This window comes from Vibrio sp. 2130-1 (genome assembly GCF_033339515.1).
On the sequence record NZ_JAWOUT010000002.1, the window covers coordinates 80,116 to 103,447 of the forward strand.

The following is a 23,332-nucleotide window of genomic DNA, read 5'->3' on the forward strand; positions in this document are numbered from 1 at the left end:
ACATCAACCCTTTGATACGATATCTTTAGATTGCCATGAGTAAAAATTTTGAATGGGTCACTCCGGACTCTGATCTTCTGGAGCGAGAAAGTACGAAAGTCCAGCCACCTAAGCTGTACAATGTCGTACTCAATAATGATGACTATACACCTATGGATTTCGTCATAGAGGTGCTTGAGCGATTTTTCTCACATGATATTGATAAAGCAACTCAAATCATGCTTCAGGTCCACTATGAAGGAAAGGCAATCTGCGGCACATACAGCGCAGAAATTGCCGAGACAAAAGTAGCGCAAGTTACGATGTACGCAAGGGAAAATGAACATCCGCTACTTTGCACTATGGAGCAAGCGTAAACAAAGAAGACTTGCTCGAACAACCCCAGTTGTTTTTTCGGGAGGTACTTATGCTAAATAAAGAACTAGAGTCAAGCCTTAACGGTGCATTTGCTCGGGCGCGAGATAAACGCCACGAGTTTATGACTGTCGAACACCTCCTACTTGCATTGTTGGAAAATGATGCAGCTAAGGAAGCCCTTCTAGCTTGTAAGGCGGATCTTGACGCTTTACGCAACGAACTCGATATTTTCATCGATCAAACTACGCCTCTTATCCCAGATAGTGATGAGACGCGTGAAACGCAGCCGACTTTGAGTTTTCAACGTGTACTACAACGCGCCGTCTTTCATGTACAGTCGTCTGGTCGTAATGAAGTAACAGGCGCCAACGTGCTTGTTGCTATCTTCAGTGAGCAAGAGTCGCATGCCGCTTACCTTCTGAAGAAAAATGACATCTCCCGATTAGATATTGTTAACTTCATCTCCCACGGTATTACTAAAGCATCAGGTGCAGGTGAGGATTCATCATCAGACTCGTTTAGCTCAGAAAGTGTTGAAGAGCCTAATTCTGAAGAACGCCTAGAAAGCTTTGCGACGAATCTTAATCAAGTCGCTAAAGATGGAAACATCGACCCACTCATTGGACGTGATAAAGAGTTAGAGCGCACTATTCAGGTACTTTGTCGACGCCGCAAGAATAATCCACTACTAGTGGGTGAGGCAGGGGTTGGTAAAACAGCTATTGCGGAAGGTCTTGCATGGAGAATTGTCGAAGGGCAGGTCCCTGAGGTCATTCAAAACAGCGTGATTTATTCACTAGATATTGGCTCTTTGCTCGCTGGTACCAAATATCGCGGTGATTTTGAAAAACGCTTCAAGGCGATTTTGAAACAACTTGAAAAAGAAGAGGATGCCATTTTGTTCATCGATGAAATACATACCATCATCGGTGCAGGCGCGGCATCTGGGGGGCAAGTCGATGCAGCAAATCTTATTAAGCCTCTTTTGAGTAGCGGTAAGTTGCGTTGTATTGGTTCGACGACATACCAAGAATACAGCAACATTTTCGAGAAAGAGCGTGCGTTGTCTCGCCGTTTCCAAAAGATAGACGTTGTAGAGCCTTCATTAGATGACACAACTAAAATCTTGATGGGCTTGAAGCCGAAGTACGAAGCTCACCATGAAGTACGTTATACCAATAAAGCTCTGCGTGCCGCGGTAGAACTGTCGGCTAAATACATTAATGAACGCCATCTACCAGATAAGGCCATTGATGTCATTGATGAAGCTGGTGCGCGTAGTCGTCTTGCTCCTGCAAGCCGTCGTAAAAAAACAGTCGGAGTGGCTGATATCGAATCAATGGTTGCCAAAATGGCGCGAATTCCAGAGAAGTCGGTTTCTTCTTCAGATAAAGACATTTTGAAAAACTTAGATAGCAAAATGAAGATGTTGGTATTTGGTCAAGATAATGCGATTGATGCATTGTCCGAGGCGATCAAGCTGACACGTGCAGGTTTAGGTGTAGACAACAAACCTGTTGGTTCATTCTTGTTTGCAGGCCCAACAGGGGTTGGTAAAACAGAGGTGACGGTGCAGTTATCTAAGCTTCTAGGTATCGAGCTACTTCGTTTTGATATGTCTGAGTATGGTGAGCGTCACTCCGTAAGTCGCTTAATTGGTGCGCCTCCTGGCTATGTCGGTTATGACCAAGGTGGTTTGCTAACTGATGCTGTTATTAAGCACCCACATTCAGTCGTATTACTTGATGAGATTGAAAAAGCGCACCCTGATATCTTTAACCTGTTGTTGCAAGTCATGGATAACGGTACGCTAACGGACAACAATGGTCGCAAAGCAGACTTCCGTAATGTCATTCTTGTTATGACAACTAACGCAGGTGTGGCGGAAACCGAGAAGAAATCAATTGGTTTGATTCAACAAGACAACAGTCACGATGCAATGGCGGAAATTAAGAAGGTGTTTACTCCTGAGTTCCGTAACCGTCTTGATAACATCATCTGGTTTAACAGCCTTGATGAAAGCGTTATCCATCAAGTGGTTGATAAGTTCATTGTCGAACTGCAAGTGCAACTTGATGCGAGAGGCGTTTCAATGGAAGTATCGCAAGACGCTCGCCATTGGTTAGCACATAAAGGTTATGACAAAGCTATGGGGGCTCGCCCAATGGGGCGTGTTATCCAAGAACAGCTTAAGAAGCCTTTGGCTAACGAACTGTTGTTTGGATCTTTAGTTGACGGCGGTACAGTGAAGGTAACGCTGGTCAACGATACGCTTGAGTTTGAATACTTAAGTGAGAAAGAGACAGCGATGCATTAATCGTTAGTCGGTAACAAACGCAAAAGCGTACGAGAAGATCGTACGCTTTTTTTTATCTGAACTAAATCGGAAAAAATTGTGCAATAAAAAACGGAGCAGCTTGCTCCGTTTTTTATTGCATCCGAAAATCAGAGATTAACGAGCGCGGAAGACGATGCGGCCTTTTGACAGGTCGTATGGAGTCATCTCTACAGTTACTTTGTCACCCGTTAGGATACGGATGTAGTTCTTACGCATCTTGCCAGAGATGTGAGCAGTCACAACGTGACCGTTTTCAAGTTCAACACGGAACATAGTGTTTGGTAGAGTGTCAAGGACTGTGCCTTGCATCTCGATTACGTCTTCTTTAGCCATTTAATCCTCTTTAGAAATTAGGCAATATTAGCGGGCTATATTCTGCCGCTAAATAGTAATTATGTAAAGTTGAGGCGTATTCTACCCTCGCCAACGCTGATTTACTAGCCTTTGGTGGCGTTGAAAGCGTGTTTTGTAGCTCATTGCTGGGCACTCATCAATCTGATATCCCAAATATAGCCACTGTTGTTTGTTTTCTTGGCAGTATTTAATTTGATAAAGCACTGCTAACGTGCCAAGAGATAACTCGTAGTCAGGGTCAAAAAAAGTATAAAAAGCACTCGAGCATTGTGGCATCAAATCTGTCACTGCAATGGCGAGCAATTGATCTGATTCATCGTAAATGTGTAAAAACGACGTTGTCAGCCAGCTCGTTTGAGCAAATCGAGCAAACTCATCACGCTTTGGTGGGTACATAGTGCCGTTTTTATGCCGTTTGCAGATGTACCGACTGTAAAGCTCAAACCATTCCTCATCCATTTCAGGTTTCATTTCCCAGCGTAAAGACTGTGCTTTATTAAGCAGCCTCTTCTGACTTTTTGATAATCTAACGTCTGGAATCGAGACTCGAATTGGCTGGCAAGCGGTGCAATGCTCGCAATGCGGTTTATATATGGTATCTCCGCTACGACGAAAACCGTTAGCCATGAGCAACTGGTAATTTTCTTCAGTATGCAGCCTTTCATCAAGCGCCACCGCAACCCGCTCTTGCCGTTCAGGCAAATAACTACAAGGGTGATTATTCGTCAACCCTATTCGAATATGTTGTATATCCGTACTCATACTGAATCCTGCAAAACTTGGGGCTGATAGGCATCAAATAGTGTTTGCTTTTCTCTTAAAGATAGTAGTTTTTGCATAAATTCGTCACGCTCAAGTTCAAATGCGCCAAGTGATGCCAAGTGAGAATTCATAACTTGGCAATCGATTAATTGACCTTGCTTTGACGCCAAATGGTTGCATAAGTACCACAATGCAATTTTGGATGCGTTATCTTTTAGACTAAACATCGACTCTCCGCAAAAAAGTTGGCCCACGCAAATGCCATATAGTCCGCCAATCAGGTTGTTGTCATGCCATACTTCTACAGAGTGACAGTGACCAAGTTTGGCTAACTCAATGTAGGAAGCTTGCATTTCCTCGTTGAGCCATGTTTCCTCTGCAGGGCGTGTTGAAGAACATAGTCTAATCACTTCTTCTGTCGCGAAATTGAGTGTTACTTTATAGTTATGTTTACGCTGAAATTTTTTGAGACTTTTAGATGGCTTAAACTGCAATGGGTCAAACACAGCGCGCGGAGAAGGGCTCCACCATAAAATAGGTTCACCAGGACCATACCAAGGGAAAATGCCTTGATAGTAACCATTGAGGATTCTCATGGGGTTTAAGTCACCACCAAAAGCCAGCAAACCATTGGGGTCGCTGAGTGCTTTATAGGGTGAGGGAAAGTTGAACGTTTCATCGAGTTCAGTTAAATAAATAGCCATAAGAAGTCGTTACCAACATTGGAGTCAGAGGAGTTTATGATGACCTGGTTAAGAAATATCGTAAAAGTATGGCTTGGGATCATACTGTTTTTACCACTTGTCGCCAACGCAGCCTATGAAAGAAATGTTGCCAAGCCAGTTAATGAAGTAGTTTACGGGAAGATTGACTCTGTCCGTTATATTACTCAACAAGAGGTTGTTCAATCGAAAAGTAACGGTTGGAAGACACTACTTGGTGCCACTATCGGTGGTTTAGTCGGTAATCAATTTGGTGGCGGTACGGGAAGAGAAGTCGCGACGGCAGTGGGTGCGCTTGCAGGTGCCGCAGTTGCTCAAAACCAAAGTAATTACCAATACACGGTTGAATATAAGTTAGTTGAGCTACTCATCAAAGTGAAGGGTGATAAGCTAATTAATGTCATCCAAGATGTTGATAAAAATATGTTATTTAGTCGAGGGGATGAAGTTCGTATTTTATATTTTGATGATGGAGTCAGGGTTGATATCACTTATTAACCCTAGGTTGTTTTAGCCTAACGAAGCCTAATCAGGCATGTACAGTCGGGCTGGCTTATTGTCAAATCAAGTCGAAATAGTTTGCTGTTTCGCCGTGCTTCTTTCGCTCTTATTTACATCGCTGGCAATGCCTTTAATTCTGTATCTTTAGGCTGCTTGAGGATATTCATAAATTAGCGCCGATTTACTCTGGTTTTGTCATGTTTTTTTGGGTAGTCTGAATTCACGAAGAATTGTTTAGCCCTCATAAAAAATCGTATGTTGAGGGCACAAAGGATTATCAACTTTTAATGGAAAGCCTAACGTTACAACCTATCAATAAAATTCAAGGGGAAGTGAACCTTCCTGGCTCTAAAAGCGTTTCTAATCGAGCTCTTTTACTTGCTGCTCTTGCTAAAGGCAGAACTCGCCTTACTAATCTCCTCGACAGTGATGATATTCGTCATATGCTGAATGCGCTGACTAAACTAGGCGTTCAATACCAACTTTCCGAAGATAAAACAGAATGTCTCGTTGAAGGCCTTGGGCGTCCGTTTTCTGTCTCAGAACCAGTAGAATTATTTCTCGGCAATGCTGGCACTGCGATGCGACCATTAGCTGCGGCTCTTTGTCTTGGAGAAGGGGAGTATGTACTGACGGGCGAACCTCGTATGAAAGAGCGTCCAATTGGTCACCTTGTCACGGCACTGAAAGATGCTGGTGCGAACGTTGAGTACATGGAAAACGAGAACTTTCCACCTCTCAAAATAATTGGTACTGGCCTAAAAGCAGGTACAGTTTCTATCGATGGGTCCATTTCAAGTCAGTTCTTGACCGCTTTCTTAATGTCTGCGCCATTGGCTGAAGGTGAAATTCGCATCAACATCGAAGGCGATTTGGTTTCTAAGCCTTATATCGATATCACCCTGCATATTATGAAGCAGTTTGGGGTCGATGTGATCAACAACGACTATCAAGAGTTTGTGATTCCAGCCGGTCAGCAATACATCGCTCCAGGTGATTTCTTGGTTGAAGGTGACGCGTCTTCTGCTTCTTACTTCTTGGCGGCGGCAGCCATCAAAGGTGGAGAAGTTAAAGTCACGGGTATCGGTAAAAACAGCATTCAAGGTGATATTCAATTTGCTGATGCGCTTGAAAAAATGGGTGCAGAAATTGAATGGGGTGATGACTACGTAATTTCACGTGTTGGTCAATTAAAAGGCATTGATATGGATTACAACCATATCCCTGATGCTGCAATGACCATCGCGACAACAGCGTTATTTGCCGAAGGCACTACCGCTATTCGTAACGTTTATAACTGGCGTGTAAAAGAAACAGACCGTTTGTCAGCTATGGCGACTGAGTTACGTAAAGTTGGTGCGGAAGTGGAAGAAGGGGAAGACTACATCATCGTCAAACCTGTTTCTCAGTTAAAGCATGCAGCGATTGATACTTACGATGATCATCGTATGGCGATGTGTTTTTCGCTGGTGGCACTTAGTGATACGCCTGTGACGATTAACGATCCAAAGTGTACGTCGAAAACGTTCCCTGACTACTTCGACAAACTTAAGGCTTTAAGTTGCTAAATATTCTGACCTAAAACAGGAAAGCCAGAGTGAATAACACTCTGGCTTTTTTGTTTCCCAATACTATTTAACCAGCGTAAATTCCTTAGAAAGGTGATGCGCTAAGTATTTGAACATATTGAATACTGCAGTCGTATTTGAAGTTGGTAAACCTTTGTCATCAAGGAAGTATTCACCTTTAAAAACTAAAACACCTTCTTTTTCTTCTACGCTTGTTGCTCGCATCCCCTCGATGTAATCATCGTGCTCTTGGATGATTTGGTTAGCGATCAAAAGAAGGTCGAACTCTTCGATAAACGTTCTATCAGACATATTCTTTCTACCATCCTATTCAGTTAAGAACGCTGAGTATACCTACAACTAAAATGGGTTTGCATGATTAATTCAGTCAATCGTTCAGTAAGACTAAACAGATCAATTTTTAGAGTATAAGCATGATGCGGAGGAAGATGGCAGAGCATTGAACCAAACTATTTTGTGATGGGTAACAAAATTTATTGCATTGGATTAGCGGATGCTAAGTTTGCCTGTTTAGATATGCCGCTCAATACCTTTCAGAACCCTGTCTCTTTGAAGTATAAAGACGATGAATTGTCAACCAATCGGATCTGAATTTCAAAAAAGCAGTTGATCTTCTTTTCATCTCGCACAATAGTAAAAAAAGAAGCAATGAAATAGAACATTATGCGGGTGGCCTTTAAACAAGGTTTCTACCCGCATTATTATGAAGGACGTTAGAGTCAGTTATGGGTAAATCACTCGTTATAGTGGAGTCACCAGCCAAGGCAAAGACGATAAATAAGTACCTTGGTAAAGACTTTATTGTTAAGTCTAGTGTTGGTCATGTGCGTGATCTGCCTACGGCCGGTCAAAGCACTGGTGAGAAAAAAGCCGCAGCCATCTCAACTAAAGGGATGAGTCCGGAAGAGAAAGCGCGCGTTAAAAAAGAGAAAGACCGCAAAGCGTTGATCAAAAAGATGGGGATTAACCCATATCATGACTGGGAAGCGAATTACCAAATCCTTCCAGGCAAAGAAAAAGTTGTCAACGAACTACAAAAACTCGCCAAAGACGCAGATTGCGTTTATCTCGCAACCGATTTGGACCGCGAAGGAGAAGCAATCGCATGGCACCTTCGTGAGATCATCGGTGGCGATGAAGAGCGATACAAACGTGTAGTTTTTAACGAAATTACGAAAAACGCGATCCAACAAGCTTTCCAGACACCTGGCGAGCTGAACATGGATGGTGTAAATGCCCAACAAGCACGTCGCTTCATGGACCGTGTCGTTGGTTTTATGGTTTCACCTTTACTTTGGAAAAAAGTGGCTCGTGGTTTATCTGCTGGTCGCGTGCAGTCTGTTGCGGTGAAACTGTTAGTTGAGCGCGAGCGTGAGATTAACGCGTTTGTACCAGAAGAATTCTGGGACATTCATGCGAATACGAAAACGAAAGACAAAGCGGACTTTAAACTGCTTGTTGCTCAGAAAGACGGTTCTGCGTTTAAGCCAGTTAATGAGGCAGAAACCAAAGCAGCGATGTCTGTACTTGAGAATGCAAGTTACGAAGTATGTAAGCGTGAAGACCGCCCTACAAAGAGCAAGCCCTCAGCACCTTACATCACCTCTACGCTTCAACAGGCAGCAAGTACACGTCTGGGCTACGGCGTGAAAAAGACCATGATGCTAGCTCAGCGCCTCTATGAGGCCGGTTACATCACTTATATGCGTACTGACTCGACTAACCTAAGTGCCGAGGCTGTGGACGCTGTACGTGACTTTATTGGTTCTGAGTTTGGTGATAAGTACCTACCAGCGAAACCATTGACGTACGGTAGCAAAGAAGGAGCACAGGAAGCGCACGAAGCGATCCGCCCTTCAAATGTGGGTGTTAAGGCGGAAGACCTGCAAGGTGTCGATGCTGATGCGCACAAACTTTATGCTTTGATTTGGAATCAGTTTGTAGCGTGTCAAATGACGCCAGCAGAATACGATTCAACAACCATTAGCGTAAAAGCGGCAGAATACACGCTTAAAGCGAAAGGCCGTATCCTTAAATTTGACGGCTGGACTCGTGTACAGCGTCCAATGGGCAAAAACGAGGATACAATCCTTCCAGCGGTACAACTTGGCGATAAGCTAAGCTTAGAGTCACTTGACCCTAAACAGCACTTTACAAAGCCACCTGCGCGCTACACTGAAGCAGCACTGGTTAAAGAGCTGGAGAAACGAGGCATTGGTCGTCCGTCGACTTACGCATCGATCATTTCTACGATTCAAGATCGTGGCTACGTGAAAGTTGATCAGCGCCGTTTCTACGCTGAAAAAATGGGTGAAATTGTTACTGACCGCCTTGATGACAGCTTTAACGATTTGATGAACTACGACTTTACTGCGCGTATGGAACAGAAATTGGACCAAATCGCTGAAGGTGAAGTGAACTGGAAAGCTGTGTTAGACAACTTCTTTGCTGATTTTACTGGCGATCTTGAAAAAGCGGAGCTGGATGAGTCAGAAGGCGGTATGAAGTTAAACCACATCGTCATGACGGATATCGAGTGTCCGACGTGTAGCCGTCCAATGGGCATCCGTACTGCTTCAACAGGTGTGTTCTTAGGCTGTTCAGGTTACGCGTTACCACCAAAAGAGCGTTGTAAGACAACCATCAACTTGGGTGACGAAGAAGGTATTATTAACGTTCTAGAAGAAGACGTTGAAACCGCAGCTCTTCGTGCTAAAAAGCGTTGTCCGATCTGTGAAACAGCGATGGACGCATACCTGATTGATGACAAGCGTAAGATGCATGTTTGTGGTAATAACCCGAACTGTGAAGGCTACCTTGTTGAATACGGCGAGTTCAAAGTAAAAGGCTACGATGGTCCAGTTGTTGAATGTGACAAATGTGGCTCTGATATGGTGCTTAAGAACGGTCGCTTTGGTAAATACATGGATTGTACGAGCGAAACGTGTAAGAACACTCGTAAGATCTTGAAGAATGGCGAAGTCGCGCCCCCGAAAGAAGATCCTGTTCATTTCCCCGAGTTGCCATGTGAAAACTCAGATGCGTATTTCGTACTTCGTGATGGTGCTTCGGGTCTATTTATGGCGGCAAGCAATTTCCCGAAATCGCGCGAGACACGTGCTCCTTTGGTTGCTGAACTGGCACGTTTTGAAGAGCGTTTACCTGAGAAGTTCAAATACCTAGCAACTGCGCCGCAAGAAGATCCTGATGGTCGTCCTGCTGTTGTACGCTTTAGTCGCAAAACAAAAGAGAACTACGTTCGTTCGGAAGAGAATGGCAAACCAAGTGGTTGGACAGCGCTCTTTGTTGACGGTAAGTGGGAAGTCACTGATAAGCGTAAAAAAGCGAAAGCATAAAAACGTACGATCTAAGTAATGTAAAAAGGCAGCGATATCGCTGCCTTTTTTGCGTTTTGTTTTTGCGTAAAGGCCACTGTGTTGTTCGTATAGATCTTTGCTGCTTTGACTGAGTTTTGCTGACGCGAGAAGATCCCAGCATCAATATTTCGTAGTCGCTGATGTATTTTTTATGTAAAAAATATTCGTTGTAACTTTCATTTTGCATTCACATATTTGTTATACATTGGGCTAAAAAATCGGCGGTGTAGTGAATCCGTTCGTAAATTGTTTTCACAATGTAATCGTTTGCTTTTCCATGTGTGATCTAGATATCGTCTTGAGTACGCAAGAGCTGTATGGTACACAGAATGGCGTATTAAAAATTGTAATTTAGAACCCGCTTAGATAATTTATTACAAAAATTAGTGCAACTGTGTGCATTGTTTGCGTCAAAAAATAAGGAAAGAGTGGACGTTGCATACTGGAAGTGCCGTAGCTTTTTTATCCGTGTTGTAAGAGTTCACAGAAACTCAGAGACGGTTGCTAAATGTATTCGCTTGACTCCCCGAGTATGACTCATTCAAGCGAGTACCAAATCCAAGCTATAACGATATGGAGAACAACAAATGGCTGGTGTTTTGGGAATGATTCTTGCTGGCGGTGAAGGCTCTCGTTTGAGACCTTTAACGGAATCTCGCAGTAAACCTTCGGTACCGTTTGGTGGTAGTTATCGATTGATCGATTTTGCTCTAAACAATTTTGTTAATGCGGATCTGATGCGCATTTACGTCCTAACCCAATTTAAATCTCAATCTTTATTCCATCACTTAAAAAAGGGGTGGAACATCAACGGCATTACAGACCGCTTTATCGATCCTATTCCCGCTCAAATGCGTACTGGTAAACGTTGGTACGAAGGGACGGCGGACGCGATCTATCAAAACCTGCGTTTTATGGAATTAGAGGAACCAGAGCAAGTTTGTATTTTTGGCTCTGACCATATCTATAAGATGGATATCAAACAAATGCTGAACTTTCACTCAGAAAAGCAGGCTTCTCTGACGGTATCTGCATTGCGCATGCCACTAAAAGAGGCGTCGCAATTTGGGGTTATCGAAGTGGATAGTGAAGGTCGTATGATTGGCTTTGAAGAAAAACCAGCAAATCCGAAGTCGATTCCTGGTGACCCTGATTACGCTTTAGTTTCAATGGGTAACTATGTTTTTGAAGCTCAGGTACTGTTCTCAGAGTTGGTCGAAGATGCGGATAATGAAGCTTCATCACATGATTTTGGAAAGGACATCATTCCAAAGATGTTCCCTAGAGGTGATGTGTTCGTGTATGACTTCAGTACCAACAAAATCAGTGGCGAAAAAGAAGAGGTGTACTGGCGTGATGTCGGAACTATTGATGCGTACTGGCAAGCGCATATGGATCTGCTAGAAAAAGATGCTCCATTTTCGCTGTACAACCGTAAATGGCCATTGCACACCTACTACCCACCATTGCCACCTGCGACATTTACCGACTCTGATAATGGTCGTGTGCAGATAATCGATAGTTTAGTGTGTAATGGCAGCTATGTTAGAGGCTCAAGAATCGAAAAGTCGGTGCTTGGTTTTCGCAGTAATATTGCTTCTGCTTGCGATATCAGCGAATGTATACTTCTTGGTGACGTAAAAATTGGCGAAGGCTGTGTTTTACGTCGTGTGATTGTCGACAAGGATGCCGATATTGCTCCTGGTACTCAGATTGGTGTGAATCTTCAAGAAGATAAAAAACACTTCCACGTGTCTGAGGAGGGCATTGTTGTTATTCCGAAAGGAGCTCGAGTTGGCTACTAACAACTTATCTATTCTGTTTGTAGCTTCTGAGGTTGAAGGCCTCATTAAAAGTGGTGGCTTGGCAGATGTTGCCAAGGCACTACCGGAAGCCCTTCAAAACCTACAGCAAGACGTAAGAATTACCATCCCTGCGTACAGCAGTATTGATAAACTCGCAGACGCAGAAGTTGTATTAGAAACAGAATTAACATCATGGCCGCATACGGAGTATCGAGTTTTGCGGCTCATGTTAGGTCAAAATCCTGTTTACCTGATTGATTGTCCGCCGTATTTCAATCGACCATCAATGTATGCGGAGAACAACCAAGCGTATACTGATAACGGCGAGCGCTTTGCGTTTTTTAGTGCAGCATGTCTCGATATGTTACCCAAGCTCGCCTTTCAACCTAATATCATACACGCGAACGATTGGCACACAGGTCTTGTTCCATTTTTGCTCAAGCACAGGTATGGCAATGATCCGTTTTTTGCTCATACTAAAAGCGTCATTTCAATTCACAATGCGGTCTTTAAAGGCGTATTTAGTTATGAAGACGTGCAGTGTTTGCCAGAGTTTCATTGTAGAAACGTTCCCGATGCTGCGGTGAGTGCAACGCATATTACGATGCTTAAAGCTGGTGTAATGAATGCAGATAAGATAAACGCGGTTAGCCCTACGTACGCAGAGGAACTAAAAACAGAGCTTGGCAGTCACGGCATGGCTTGGGAGTTTCAGCAACGTGCGCAGGACTTAGTCGGCATCTTGAATGGTTGTGATTACAGCGCTTGGAATCCGGAAACTGATACCTACTTGCCGGTTAATTACTGCGCCGACCAGCAAAGTATGTCGCAAGGGAAGAAAGCTTGTAAAAAAGCATTACAACAACGACTAAATTTGCCCGAAAAAAATGTAGCTATGTTCGGTATGGTTTGTCGGTTGACCCAGCAGAAAGGCGTTCATTACTTGTTGCCTGCTTTGGCCGATTTTTTGAAGCACGATGTTCAGCTAGTTGTCGTTGGGACCGGAGACCCTGTTCTTGCCGCTCAGTTACGAGAGGTTGCCGCGCAGTTTTCTAGCAAATTTGCCTTTGTAGAAGCGTATGACAATGAACTTGCGCATATCGTTGAAGCTGGTTCTGATTTCTTCTTGATGCCTTCTGAGTTTGAACCATGTGGCTTAAACCAAATCTATAGTATGGCTTATGGGACATTACCGATAGTACGCGGTGTTGGTGGCTTAAAGGACAGCGTTAGCGATTATGATGTAAACCCATCTGAAGCAACGGGGTTTGTTTTTTTCGAACCGACACCGCAGGCATTGTTGTTAACGATGCTAAGGGCACTGTTGCTCTACGCTCAAAACGAGCCTGAAGTGAATAAAGTACAGTTGCACGCGATGCAACAAGACTTTTGTTGGCAAAAGGCCGCAGAATCTTATTTGCAGCTTTACCACTCAGCGTTAGTTTGACTTAAAATTGTAACGAAAGGCACCGAATGAGGTGCCTTTATTATCTTGAGTAAGGGGAGTGTGGTAGGATGGCTTTTTACTCAATAGCACGATCTTTTTGATACTCAATATGACCCAGCCGCTACTTTTTCATAAAACCTATTTGCACCCTACTAGTCATGAGTGGGTTGTATTTGTGCACGGTGCTGGTGGTAGCTCTTCTATCTGGTTCAAGCAAATTAAAGCTTACAAGCAACACTTTAACTTATTGCTGATCGATTTAAGAGGTCATGGAAAGTCAAATCAGTTACTTAAAGAGCTCATTGCTAGCCGTTATACCTTTACGGAAGTTACCCAAGATATTTTGAAAGTATTGGACCATTTAAAGATCCAATCCGCTCATTTTGTCGGTATGTCGCTTGGTACTATTATTGTTCGAAACCTTGCTGAATTGTCATCAGAGCGCGTACGTTCGATGGTGCTCGGCGGTGCTGTCACAAGGCTTAACACTCGTTCTCAGATATTGGTGAAATTAGGTAATTTTTGTAAGCATATCCTACCGTACATGTGGCTCTACAAACTGTTCGCTTATATTGTTATGCCTCAAAGAAGCCAACGAGAATCTCGCCACCTTTTTATTCGCGAAGCCAAGAAGCTTTGCCAAAAAGAATTTAAACGTTGGTTTATTCTTGCTGCTGATGTAAATCCGTTAATGAAATATTTTAAAGATCGAGAGTTACCCATTCCGACTCTCTACTTAATGGGCGACAGGGATTACATGTTTATTAAACCTGTCAAAGAAATGGTTGCAGCACATAAGCTCAGCATTCTACGAGAAATCCCGAATTGTGGTCATGTATGCAATGTAGAGCGTCCAGAAGACTTCAATCAACACTCCATCGAGTTTATTAAACAGCAAGCTGTATGTGCTTAAAACTGAGTGCATCCACTGAATAGGAGAGCCGCTATAACTCTCCTAGTTGATATCCACATTGCCAACATGCACCAAATTGCCCTTCGTTTATTTCATGACATTTTGGGCATTGCCAATCTTGATACTCATGCCTATCGGATTGTTTTCGATATGCTTTTACTATTTCTTCAGCTTTCATCTTTTGTGCAGTGTCAAAAAGCCACACATAAGGATCGGTATCATCACCAAACGGCAGTTCTCCTTTTAAGCCGAAAATACCTTCTCCACGAACTTCACAGTAAATTTGTTCCACTTTAAGCAGCTCACATACAATGTGTGCTTCTGCTGGGTTTTTAGCGATAAATATTTTCATCAAAATACCCACTTCACCAATTACGAATTTTGCTGACTTGGTGTCGGCCTTACTTTATTCATAACCCATTTAGTGATGATTGGAAATAGTCCCAATAGCGCAAAAGACGCTAATACTGCGGGTGAAACAATGCCCGATAGGCTTTCAATTGTTGCTAATTGAGTACCTGCATTCAGATATACAGCTGTGCCTGGCAGCATACCTATTTGGCTAGTGAGATAAAATCTACCTACAGACATCGGCGTTAAGCCCATCAGTAAGTTGATTAGAAAGAAGGGGAATACAGGGATTAGACGCAAGGAAAATAGATAAAAAGCTCCGTCTTTTTCGACACCTTGATTAATTGCGTTGAGTTTATTTCCGAATTTGTTTTGTACCCAGTCACGCAATAAGTATCGGCTGCTCAAGAAGGCCAGTGTTGCCCCCATAGTGCTAGCGAAAGAAACCAGTAGCAAGCTTGTCCAAAAACCAAATAAGGCTGCACCAAGTAAGGTGACTACTGCCGCTCCTGGGATAGAAAAAGCGGTAATTGCAATGTAGGTAAAAAAGTAAATCGCAGCCGAGAATACAAAATTCTGATCGATGTATGTAGTTAGTGCTTCTTGTTGGGCTTTTGCATTCTCTAAGGTTAAATACTGGCCAAAGTTAATACCTAAAAAGACGATAGCCGCTAGTAGGATGAGACCTAAAATCAGTTTCTTATTCATAATTTTGATTCCAATTTGGGATATATGTAATAAGACAGTAGGAAAACCGAAAAAATTTCACAAAAAAACCGCAGATTAGACTGCGGTTTTACAAGATAGTTTTTAGGCCGACTTTTATTGGAGGCCGTTCATCAACTCATCTCGGCGAGCTTGAGGTACCACACTCCAATGAGTGCCGTTGATAGCACCTTCTAGTGCCCATAGCAACTCAATGTTGACGGTTGCAGAGTGCGTATCTCTTATCGCTTTATAGGCGTTAAGCGCACCTTCCTCTTCAAGCTTCTCTACGGATTCGATGCCGGCTTTTTTTAGCATGCGCTCGGTAGCCAGTCGTAAGTTAGGCAAATCTTTCAAACGGTTAGGCTTTGTACTTGCTTGCTGTTCTTTCTCAAGCTTTGCCTTTTTCAATGATTGATTCGCTACTTCGATTAAGCGTTCGCTTGATTCCCATAAATCGCTGGAAATAGCGTAGTACTTTGTAACGACTGGGAAGCCACGTTTTTTATAAACGTAAGGCTTTAGCCCTTGTTGCTCGAAGTCAGATGAAGTTTTTTGGTCTGCTCTGATATGAAGCTGATTGTTTACCACTAGTGCAAACATTGTTTCATCAGCGAATAGTCCGAAGCCACCAAACATTGAGCGCGACTTGATATTACCAAGTGCCTCAAATAGCTTCATAGAGTCTTTGAGTATCGGTTTATCCATGTTTTGTTATCTCGGTGTAATTAATATTACGCCACCAAAAGTCAGGTCCGAGAGAGTAGCAAACATGCGTAAAAACAATGTCATTACAGAGTAAAGTCATTGCTTACACACTTGCCATCGGTAACCCCGCTACCTTCCATATCGTAATATGGTTCAGGCCGGAGGCTTTGCGTCCCACTCTTTCGAATGGTTTGCCCTGTGCGTGACACAATGAGCATACTTCTTATATTGAATTAACATCACGGTTTAGCGTTAAAAGTGTGATTTTAGTTCAATAAAAATGATAGATTGAATGCTCTATTTTGCATATGGAAAGGTGCAAATTGGCCTTTGAAAAGGAGTTCTTAATATATATTACATTTATATAAAACAGGGAGTTAACGTTAGTCAATTGTTATTAGAGCGGGGTGAAGTATTAGAGATTGCTTAATTTTTCCAAAAAAATAAGCGCCCCTGTAGAGCGCTTATTTAACACGGTTAAATACAGTGAAATTTAGTTCATTTTTTTCACAGTATTTCGAATTACAAGCTCAGGTTGCATTTCGAAAATTCGTTTTTCGTGTTCTTTATCTTTGATACGCTCAAGTAGAATTTCGAATGCATTTTTACCAACACGACGTTTAGGCTGGTGGATAGTCGTTAGCGGTGGAGAGAAGTATTCTGCAAGCTCGATGTTGTCGTAGCCGATCACTGAAATATCTTCAGGAATTTTGATCCCGTTTTGTTGCAAGCGGCTCATTACGCCTAGAGCCATTGTGTCGTTAAAACAGAATACCGCCGTCGGGCGCTTGTCCATTGCGGTAATTTTATCTGCAACTAATACGGCCGTATCACATTCAAAGTTACCTTCAAGGATCCAGTCTTCATTTACAGCTAGGTTCGCTTCGCTCATTGCGCGACGGAAACCTGCAATGCGCTCTTGGCAAGCAAGCTTTTCAAAATGACCGCTTAGACAAGCGATATCCGTATGACCATTGTCAATCAGATGTTTGGTTGCAATGTAGCCACCTTCTTCTGAGTTATCCATGATCTTGTCTGCTTGTGAGCTCTCTGGGCCCCAATCCATGACCACTTTAGGAATGTCCGCATGACGGTCAAGCATCTCTTTTAGTTCTTCGGTTAAGTCAGAACACATCACTAGGATGCCATCAACGCGCTTTTCAGCCAGCATACGAATGTAATCGCGTTGTTTTTCGTAAATCCCGCCTGTGTTACATAAAATCAGAGTATAGCCTTGGCGGTAACAGTAGCTCTCAACGCCATCAATCACTTCTGAGAAAAATAGGTTAGTTGATTGAGTTACTAACATGCCAATCGTACGAGTTGAGTTGCATTTTAGGCTGCGTGCAACGGCACTTGGCGCGTAATTCAGCTCGTCAACGGCTTTCATTACTTTTTCTTGCGTTGCTTCTGCAACGAAACGCGTTTTATTGATAACGTGCGAAACTGTCGTAGTGGAAACGCCGGCTAAGCGAGCAACGTCTTTTATCGTGGCCATAAATGGTGTCCTGTATCGAGCTACTGAAATATGTCGTATTGGATGTACCTGATGCTCTAATGGTTTCACACCTAGCAATCTAAAATTGGCGCTAAGTGTCTCGGCAGCGGTTGATCCAAGTGCGACAAAAGGGTGCGTAGCAGCATCGGTCGATGAATTTTATCTTTTTTCTATCTGATGAGAAATTGCCATCAACCTGTTAAGAAAACACAAAAACCGCTATATTTCAGCGGTTTACATATAAATCATATTTAATCGTTTGCGCTCACATTTTAGCCCTATGTGGACTGACTAGCAATGTTTTCAGCAAGAGATTTGTGTATTTGAAGTCACATTTTGACTGCTAAATAACCAAGCGTCTTTGCGCTAAGTTAAGGCAAACGAATATTATACCCAAGTTACTTACAATTGGTCACTTTCAGGCATACAGGAAGCCCGATAGGCAGGCTCCCTAAAAATAGGCGGCAATTATTCACCAAGAAGGTAGGCGCTGTCTAGTTTACAAAATGCAACTAATAGTTTCGCGACACTCGAGTAAAATCCAAATTCGTCGAATTTTTTACATTTGTCTGAAAACTGAGGTAACCAAGACATCAATTGTTGCTGGATAAAGTCGTTTTGTTTAACGAAGGCTTCTTCCATGTGTTTTTCTTGTTCAAGCTCGTTTGAGCGGATAATCATGTTCCCGAGAAAGTCGAGCTCAACGGCTAAGTGATCCGCAGGTTCCTTTAGTTTTTCGTCTACTTGAACGCCAAATTCAGCCATCAACTTTTCCATTTCCTCAGCTGGCTTGTCATTCAGTAAACCTGATTCACCAATGTACATGGATGCGTAAGGAAGAGCGCCGTATTTTTCTGTCTTCAAAAACAGTTCACAAAAGTCAGCTGCAAGCTCTAGTTGTGCATCTTCACGATCTTGTAACCGATTCAATGCATCAACTAGGCTATCAACAGCTGGTTTCAGCGACTCATTTTCACCTAAACCTGCGAGAAAACTGCGAATTTCAACACTGTGATAGGCTTCCAATTCTTTCTCTGTTAGTTCTTTTGCGAACAAGCTCGAAAACCACCAGTAAATTTCAGCGCGTTTTTCATTAAAAGCTTTCACTTCTTGCATTTTGGGCTCCTGAATGATGCTTCAAGTCATGCATCACAAAGTCAATTAGGGATATCCCCTAAGTGTAATCAATTAAAATGAATAGCAGTAACTATAATTGTTATGTTTTATGGTCAAAAATGACCGTTTATTAATAGCAATGGGCAAGCTTGTTTTGAATCAATAAAAACGCTAAATCTTGCGTTTTAATGTATCTATGACTAGAAATGTTACTAGTTATGAATAGAATACGTCTTGGATAATAAGAAGACAGAAAAGTGGTGTAAATGAGCTATCACGTATTAGTCGTAGAAGATGATGTTGTAACTCGTAGTAAGCTTGCGGGATATTTCCAAAATGAGGGCTACCAAGTCAGCGAAGCAGAGAGTGGCGCAGAAATGCGTGAAGTTTTGCAAGCGGGCGATGTAGACCTGATCATGCTGGATATTAACCTGCCTGGTGAAGACGGCCTGATGCTTACTCGTGAGTTACGTAGCCAATCGGATATTGGTATCATATTAGTAACAGGACGCACGGATAGCATTGATAAAATCGTAGGCCTAGAAATGGGTGCTGACGATTATGTGACAAAACCTTTTGAATTGAGAGAGCTGTTAGTTCGCGTTAAAAACTTGCTGTGGCGTATTTCAGCAGCGCGCAGTGGCAGCTCGAAAGCGAATGAAACCAGTGAAGAGCACATTGTGCGCTTTGGGGAGTGGACATTCGACATTCAACGTCGCGCACTTAGCCGCAACGGTGAGCCAGTAAAACTAACTAAAGCAGAGTATGAACTTTTGGTGGCATTATCGTCTTACCCTAACCAGGTGTTAAGTCGTGAGCGTATTTTGAACATGATCAGCCATCGAGTGGATGCGCCGAATGACCGCACCATTGATGTTCTTATTCGACGTATGCGCGCAAAAATGGAGTTCGATCCTAAGAACCCACAGATTTTTGTAACGGTACACGGCGAAGGCTATATGTTTGCTGGTGACTAGTTTGAGCATAACTCAATCGTAAAAAGAAAAAGGAGAGCTTCGGCTCTCCTTTTTTGTGGCTTCAAGATAATACTAGTTTGCTTCAACCATTGGTGTTTGCCCGACAGTATCACGCAACCTTTGCCAAATACTGCCCAAGTACTCATGCCAATAAAGCTCTGTTTGTTCTAAGTAACGCGCTTTAGGTGAGTATTTATCCCAAGGTTGACTGATTTCGCTAATAGCTAAGAAGTTGGTCGGGGCTGGGATTGGTTTAATGCCTGCTGCGTTGAACTCATACAATGCACGGCTCATGTGACTCGCAGAAGTGACTAACACAATCTCCTTTTGCTGAACGAATGCAGCAGCTTGACGTGCCTCTTCCCACGTATCCTTTGCATCCTCTAATAAAATGATATCGGATTTTGCTACACCTAAGGCTAGGGCAACGTTCGCCATCATTCGCGCGTGGCTAATTTCAGATCCGCCAGCATAGCCGGATAAGATTAATTTCGCGCCTGGATACATTCTTAAAATACGAATGCCCTCAGTTAAGCGCATTAATGCTGCACGGCTTAACTGCGAGGTGGGTGGAATTTCGTCATCGATAACATGACCATTCCCCAAAACCATCACGTAGTCGATGGTGCCAGAAACTGGCAAAAAGGCTTTATGCTCTCGCTCTAACGGCATAAGAAGCTTGGTTGAAACAGGTTGGAAGGCAACAAGAAAAATGCCAACAAAAGAGAATAGAACAACGAAGCAGCCAGTTTTACGTTTTGTAGTAAAACTAATGAGAGCAAGACCCAACAAGCCTATCAGCAGCAATGCCGGAAGGGGCATAAGCATGGCTGACACTACTTTTTTCAGCTCAAACATACATAAATAGTCCGAAAAAACATCAATTGATAATAAAAATGAGGGTATCCCTCTTTATTCCTGCTTTCCTTGTGCCAGAATAGCGGCACAATCCGTTATGATAACTCAGCAGAAGTGACAGAAGACCGCAATTTCGACGATATCGCCCACAAATTTGCAAAAAATATTTACGGCTCCGATAAAGGGGAGATCCGCCAAATCATTGTGTGGGAAGATTTTCTACAGATTCTAAGTGAATTAGATGCTGACCAGCAACCCCTAGAAGTGTTAGACGCTGGTGGTGGTTTGGCACAAATGTCGCAAAAGCTTGCTAAGCTCGGACATCGAATCGCTTTATGTGATCTATCTTCGGAAATGCTGCAGTTGGCTAAGCAGGATATTGAAAAAAACGGTTTGCTTGAGCAGTATCGCCTGATTCATTCGCCTGTCCAATCCATCGGTGAACATATGGATGGACGGGTCGATCTGGTTATGTTCCACGCTGTGATGGAGTGGCTGGTTGATCCTAAGGCCGCACTTGAAACAGTTCTAGAACAAGTAAAACCGGGAGGCATCGCATCAGTCATGTTCTACAACCACCACGGTTTAGTCTATAAAAACGTGGTTTGTGGCAACATTCCTCATATATTAGACGGCATGCCTCACCGAAAAAGATTTAAACTACAGCCGCAAAAAGGCTTAAAACCTGAAGAAGTCTACCAGTGGATAGAAAATTCAGGTTTTAATATTTGTGGCAAATCTGGTATTCGCTCATTTAGTGATTACATAGGCAATATGGAATACATGGGTGATTACGAGTTTGAAGATGTGTTGGCGCTAGAAAAACAACTTTGTCGACAAGAGCCATACCTCTCATTAGGCCGCTACATTCATGTGTGGGCTAAAAAGAACGATAAACAGGAATAACAATGAGTGAGATGACTCTCAATGCTGCAGAGCAACCAATCGATGAGCTGGTTGGCTGGGTTAAGCAGCACGATTTCTCGTTGAACCTGACCACAGAGCGATTGGCATTTTTGATAGCCATTGCCGTACTGAGTAATGAAAGGTTCGATGAAGAACTGGGTGAAGGTGAACTGCATGATGCATTTGCCATCGTCACTCGACTATTTGATGAGACCGGCGAAGCCTCCGCTTTTCGTGCGAACAATGCGATCAACGAGATGGTTAAGCAGCGTCTTATGAGCCGTTTTGTCAGTGAGATTACTGACGGAGCGAGCATTTACCGCTTGTCGCCATTAGCGATAGGAATAACCGACTACTACGTGCGTCATCGTGAGTTCTCAAAACTGCGTCTATCTATCCAGCTATCCATGGTAGCGGATGAAATGGCGAAAGCGATTGAGGCAGCACAAAAAGGTGGTACACCGGGTCACTGGAAGAAAAACGTATACGGTGTTTTAAAATATTCTGTAGGCGAAATTTTCGATCAAATTGACCTCAACCAACGTGTTATGGATGAGCAGCAACAGTCAGTGAAACAACAGATTGCTGACCTGCTTAACAAAGACTGGCGTGAAGCGATCAACAACTGTGAAGCACTTCTGTCAGAAACATCAAGCACGTTGCGTGAACTTCAAGATACGCTGCAAGCCGCCAGTGATGAACTGCAAACTCAGATCCTCGATATTCAAGAAATTGTTTACGGTGACCCTGAGCTGGAGTTTATCGAAGAAGCCTTGTTTGGTCTGCAAATGAAGCTGGACCGAATCACAAGCTGGGGCCAGCAAGCTATCGACCTTTGGATTGGTTACGACCGACACGTGCACAAGTTTATCCGTACTGCAATCGATATGGATAAGAATCGTGCGTTTAGCTCGCGTCTGCGTCAATCTGTCAAAGATTACTTCGATGCGCCTTGGTATCTGACTTATGCAGATGCGGAGAGGCTTTCCGACCTTCGTGATGAGGCCCTAGTACTGCGTGATGACGAGGTCACGGGTCAAGTTCCGATGGAAGTAGAATACGAAGAGTTTCAACAAGTCAATGATGAGTTGTCTGAACGAATTGGTGACATGCTAAAAGCGCATAAAGATCAAGGCACACCAATCGATTTGAGTGTGGTACTGCGAGATTACCTTGCACAGCACCCTTACACTCATCATTTTGATTTAGCTCGCATTATCGTCGATCAAGCTGTACGTCTAGGGTATTCAGAATCGGATTACCAAGCGATTCAACCAGACTGGAAAGCAATCAACGAATTTGGGGCAAAGGTACAAGCGAATGTCATCGACCGATACTAATGAATACATGTCAGAGAATCTGGCAAAAGCAATTTCTAACCCTCTGTTCCCAGCGCTAGACAGCATGCTTCGAGCAGGGCGTCATATCTCAAGTGAAGATCTAGACAACCACGCGTTGTTGTCGGATTTCGAACTTGAGCTTTCTTCTTTCTACCAACGCTACAACACCGAATTGGTGAAAGCGCCAGAAGGTTTCTTCTACCTTCGTCCTCGTTCAACGTCTCTGATTGGCCGTAGTGTTCTTTCTGAACTGGATATGCTGGTGGGGAAGGTACTGTGTTTCCTTTACCTAAGCCCAGAGCGTCTTGCGCACGAAGGCATCTTTACTAACCAAGAGCTGTACGACGAACTGCTTGCTCTAGCAGACGAAAACAAGCTGATGAAGCTAGTGACGAACCGTGCGACTGGTTCTGACCTTGATAAAGAAAAGCTGTTTGAAAAAGTACGTACGTCACTTCGTCGTTTGCGTCGCCTAGGCATGATCATCAACATCGGTGAAACCGGTAAATTCAGCATCAGTGAAGCGGTATTCCGCTTTGGTGCCGATGTACGTATTGGCGATGACATGCGTGAAGCGCAGCTGCGTCTAATCCGTGATGGTGAAGCAGTAGTGCACACCAAAGAGCCAAGCCAAGGCAGCTTATTGTCTGAAGAAGATCAAGACGACCAAGCCCAAGAAGAAACAACAGAAGAGGGTGAAGCATGAGC

General features: G+C 43.3%; 22 protein-coding genes and 1 riboswitch. Of the genes, 12 read left to right on the plus strand and 10 right to left on the minus strand.

The features are described 5' to 3' along the window. The first annotated feature begins 35 nt into the window (after positions 1-35). The gene (gene clpS / locus R7Q09_RS02930) at positions 36-356 is read left to right on the plus strand and encodes an ATP-dependent Clp protease adapter ClpS (RefSeq protein WP_005378419.1); all 321 of its coding nucleotides are present in this window, start codon (positions 36-38) and stop codon (positions 354-356) included. Between the two features lie 50 nt (positions 357-406). Beyond that, entirely contained in the window at positions 407-2,674 is a 2,268-nt protein-coding gene (clpA, locus tag R7Q09_RS02935) for an ATP-dependent Clp protease ATP-binding subunit ClpA (protein WP_005387879.1), read from the plus strand. A 135-nt stretch (positions 2,675-2,809) separates the two neighbouring features. Here clpA and infA read toward each other — a convergent pair whose 3' ends face one another. From infA to aat, 3 genes are all read right to left on the minus strand, one after another. Next, complete coding sequence (gene infA / locus R7Q09_RS02940; RefSeq protein WP_001040192.1) at positions 2,810-3,028, minus strand: translation initiation factor IF-1; 219 nt, start codon at positions 3,026-3,028, stop codon at positions 2,810-2,812. 81 nt (positions 3,029-3,109) lie between these two features. Beyond that, on the minus strand, positions 3,110-3,811 hold the full coding sequence (locus tag R7Q09_RS02945) for an arginyltransferase (protein WP_005378346.1): 702 nt from the start codon (positions 3,809-3,811) through the stop codon (positions 3,110-3,112). After that, positions 3,808-4,515 (minus strand): leucyl/phenylalanyl-tRNA--protein transferase, encoded by a 708-nt coding sequence (gene aat, locus R7Q09_RS02950; protein ID WP_005387881.1) that lies wholly within the window; start codon positions 4,513-4,515, stop codon positions 3,808-3,810. The genes R7Q09_RS02945 and aat overlap by 4 nt, the downstream gene beginning before the upstream one ends. Positions 4,516-4,554: 39 nt before the next feature. Here aat and R7Q09_RS02955 point away from each other — a divergent pair, with 39 nt between their 5' ends. Together R7Q09_RS02955 and aroA are read left to right on the plus strand one after the other, a co-directional pair. Continuing rightward, entirely contained in the window at positions 4,555-5,031 is a 477-nt protein-coding gene (locus tag R7Q09_RS02955; RefSeq protein ID WP_005378348.1) for a glycine zipper 2TM domain-containing protein, read from the plus strand. A 290-nt stretch (positions 5,032-5,321) separates the two neighbouring features. After that, on the plus strand, positions 5,322-6,602 hold the full coding sequence (gene aroA / locus R7Q09_RS02960; RefSeq protein WP_005387883.1) for a 3-phosphoshikimate 1-carboxyvinyltransferase: 1,281 nt from the start codon (positions 5,322-5,324) through the stop codon (positions 6,600-6,602). 63 nt (positions 6,603-6,665) lie between these two features. Here aroA and R7Q09_RS02965 read toward each other — a convergent pair whose 3' ends face one another. Continuing rightward, positions 6,666-6,914: a YciN family protein gene (locus R7Q09_RS02965; protein ID WP_005387884.1), complete on the minus strand. Its 249-nt coding sequence runs from the start codon at positions 6,912-6,914 to the stop codon at positions 6,666-6,668. Between the two features lie 434 nt (positions 6,915-7,348). On the opposite strand from R7Q09_RS02965, the gene topA reads away from it, so the two are divergent. The 4 genes from topA to R7Q09_RS02985 all read left to right on the plus strand — a co-directional run bounded on the left by topA (position 7,349) and on the right by R7Q09_RS02985 (position 14,165). Beyond that, positions 7,349-9,979, plus strand: a complete 2,631-nt coding sequence (gene topA / locus R7Q09_RS02970; protein ID WP_005378351.1) for a type I DNA topoisomerase — start codon at positions 7,349-7,351, stop codon at positions 9,977-9,979. A 608-nt stretch (positions 9,980-10,587) separates the two neighbouring features. After that, on the plus strand, positions 10,588-11,805 hold the full coding sequence (gene glgC, locus R7Q09_RS02975) for a glucose-1-phosphate adenylyltransferase (RefSeq protein ID WP_017634726.1): 1,218 nt from the start codon (positions 10,588-10,590) through the stop codon (positions 11,803-11,805). After that, the gene (glgA, locus tag R7Q09_RS02980; protein WP_017820031.1) at positions 11,795-13,252 is read left to right on the plus strand and encodes a glycogen synthase GlgA; all 1,458 of its coding nucleotides are present in this window, start codon (positions 11,795-11,797) and stop codon (positions 13,250-13,252) included. Before glgC ends, glgA begins: the two co-directional genes overlap by 11 nt. Positions 13,253-13,361: 109 nt before the next feature. After that, positions 13,362-14,165: an alpha/beta fold hydrolase gene (locus R7Q09_RS02985; protein WP_005387891.1), complete on the plus strand. Its 804-nt coding sequence runs from the start codon at positions 13,362-13,364 to the stop codon at positions 14,163-14,165. A gap of 31 nt (positions 14,166-14,196) precedes the next feature. Here the strand turns inward: R7Q09_RS02985 and R7Q09_RS02990 are convergent, their stop codons facing one another. From R7Q09_RS02990 to torD, 5 genes are all read right to left on the minus strand, one after another. Beyond that, the gene (locus R7Q09_RS02990; RefSeq protein WP_017820033.1) at positions 14,197-14,517 is read right to left on the minus strand and encodes a DUF2007 domain-containing protein; all 321 of its coding nucleotides are present in this window, start codon (positions 14,515-14,517) and stop codon (positions 14,197-14,199) included. Positions 14,518-14,537: 20 nt separating this feature from the next. Then, entirely contained in the window at positions 14,538-15,224 is a 687-nt protein-coding gene (locus tag R7Q09_RS02995; RefSeq protein WP_005378366.1) for a TVP38/TMEM64 family protein, read from the minus strand. Positions 15,225-15,338: 114 nt separating this feature from the next. Next, a complete protein-coding gene (locus R7Q09_RS03000) occupies positions 15,339-15,929 on the minus strand; it encodes a TfoX/Sxy family DNA transformation protein (protein ID WP_318070494.1) in 591 nt (196 codons plus the stop codon). A 116-nt stretch (positions 15,930-16,045) separates the two neighbouring features. Next, a riboswitch (cyclic di-GMP riboswitch) is annotated at positions 16,046-16,135 on the minus strand. A gap of 287 nt (positions 16,136-16,422) precedes the next feature. Beyond that, on the minus strand, positions 16,423-17,427 hold the full coding sequence (gene purR / locus R7Q09_RS03005; RefSeq protein ID WP_318070495.1) for an HTH-type transcriptional repressor PurR: 1,005 nt from the start codon (positions 17,425-17,427) through the stop codon (positions 16,423-16,425). A gap of 468 nt (positions 17,428-17,895) precedes the next feature. Next, complete coding sequence (gene torD / locus R7Q09_RS03010) at positions 17,896-18,543, minus strand: molecular chaperone TorD (RefSeq protein ID WP_318070496.1); 648 nt, start codon at positions 18,541-18,543, stop codon at positions 17,896-17,898. Between the two features lie 266 nt (positions 18,544-18,809). On the opposite strand from torD, the gene torR reads away from it, so the two are divergent. After that, positions 18,810-19,520 (plus strand): two-component system response regulator TorR, encoded by a 711-nt coding sequence (torR, locus tag R7Q09_RS03015; RefSeq protein ID WP_005378370.1) that lies wholly within the window; start codon positions 18,810-18,812, stop codon positions 19,518-19,520. Between the two features lie 72 nt (positions 19,521-19,592). Here the strand turns inward: torR and elyC are convergent, their stop codons facing one another. Beyond that, the gene (gene elyC, locus R7Q09_RS03020) at positions 19,593-20,378 is read right to left on the minus strand and encodes an envelope biogenesis factor ElyC (protein ID WP_005387893.1); all 786 of its coding nucleotides are present in this window, start codon (positions 20,376-20,378) and stop codon (positions 19,593-19,595) included. Between the two features lie 114 nt (positions 20,379-20,492). On the opposite strand from elyC, the gene cmoM reads away from it, so the two are divergent. Genes cmoM through mukE form a run of 3 tightly spaced genes read left to right on the plus strand, consistent with a single transcriptional unit; the run spans position 20,493 to position 23,330 of the window. Next, positions 20,493-21,284: a tRNA uridine 5-oxyacetic acid(34) methyltransferase CmoM gene (cmoM, locus tag R7Q09_RS03025; protein WP_065275056.1), complete on the plus strand. Its 792-nt coding sequence runs from the start codon at positions 20,493-20,495 to the stop codon at positions 21,282-21,284. A 2-nt stretch (positions 21,285-21,286) separates the two neighbouring features. Further along, complete coding sequence (gene mukF, locus R7Q09_RS03030) at positions 21,287-22,624, plus strand: chromosome partition protein MukF (protein ID WP_017634722.1); 1,338 nt, start codon at positions 21,287-21,289, stop codon at positions 22,622-22,624. Then, positions 22,605-23,330, plus strand: a complete 726-nt coding sequence (gene mukE, locus R7Q09_RS03035; protein WP_005378379.1) for a chromosome partition protein MukE — start codon at positions 22,605-22,607, stop codon at positions 23,328-23,330. The genes mukF and mukE overlap by 20 nt, the downstream gene beginning before the upstream one ends. Positions 23,331-23,332 lie beyond the last annotated feature (2 nt).

Coding starts and splice junctions, on each gene's coding strand:
- clpS (WP_005378419.1), top strand. CDS start 36: ATGAGTAAAAATTTTGAATGGGTCACTCCGGACTCTGATCTTCTGGAG.
- clpA (WP_005387879.1), top strand. CDS start 407: ATGCTAAATAAAGAACTAGAGTCAAGCCTTAACGGTGCATTTGCTCGG.
- infA (WP_001040192.1), bottom strand. CDS start 3,028: ATGGCTAAAGAAGACGTAATCGAGATGCAAGGCACAGTCCTTGACACT.
- R7Q09_RS02945 (WP_005378346.1), bottom strand. CDS start 3,811: ATGAGTACGGATATACAACATATTCGAATAGGGTTGACGAATAATCAC.
- aat (WP_005387881.1), bottom strand. CDS start 4,515: ATGGCTATTTATTTAACTGAACTCGATGAAACGTTCAACTTTCCCTCA.
- R7Q09_RS02955 (WP_005378348.1), top strand. CDS start 4,555: ATGACCTGGTTAAGAAATATCGTAAAAGTATGGCTTGGGATCATACTG.
- aroA (WP_005387883.1), top strand. CDS start 5,322: ATGGAAAGCCTAACGTTACAACCTATCAATAAAATTCAAGGGGAAGTG.
- R7Q09_RS02965 (WP_005387884.1), bottom strand. CDS start 6,914: ATGTCTGATAGAACGTTTATCGAAGAGTTCGACCTTCTTTTGATCGCT.
- topA (WP_005378351.1), top strand. CDS start 7,349: ATGGGTAAATCACTCGTTATAGTGGAGTCACCAGCCAAGGCAAAGACG.
- glgC (WP_017634726.1), top strand. CDS start 10,588: ATGGCTGGTGTTTTGGGAATGATTCTTGCTGGCGGTGAAGGCTCTCGT.
- R7Q09_RS02985 (WP_005387891.1), top strand. CDS start 13,362: ATGACCCAGCCGCTACTTTTTCATAAAACCTATTTGCACCCTACTAGT.
- R7Q09_RS02990 (WP_017820033.1), bottom strand. CDS start 14,517: ATGAAAATATTTATCGCTAAAAACCCAGCAGAAGCACACATTGTATGT.
- R7Q09_RS02995 (WP_005378366.1), bottom strand. CDS start 15,224: ATGAATAAGAAACTGATTTTAGGTCTCATCCTACTAGCGGCTATCGTC.
- R7Q09_RS03000 (WP_318070494.1), bottom strand. CDS start 15,929: ATGGATAAACCGATACTCAAAGACTCTATGAAGCTATTTGAGGCACTT.
- purR (WP_318070495.1), bottom strand. CDS start 17,427: ATGGCCACGATAAAAGACGTTGCTCGCTTAGCCGGCGTTTCCACTACG.
- torD (WP_318070496.1), bottom strand. CDS start 18,543: ATGCAAGAAGTGAAAGCTTTTAATGAAAAACGCGCTGAAATTTACTGG.
- torR (WP_005378370.1), top strand. CDS start 18,810: ATGAGCTATCACGTATTAGTCGTAGAAGATGATGTTGTAACTCGTAGT.
- elyC (WP_005387893.1), bottom strand. CDS start 20,378: ATGTTTGAGCTGAAAAAAGTAGTGTCAGCCATGCTTATGCCCCTTCCG.
- mukF (WP_017634722.1), top strand. CDS start 21,287: ATGAGTGAGATGACTCTCAATGCTGCAGAGCAACCAATCGATGAGCTG.
- mukE (WP_005378379.1), top strand. CDS start 22,605: ATGTCATCGACCGATACTAATGAATACATGTCAGAGAATCTGGCAAAA.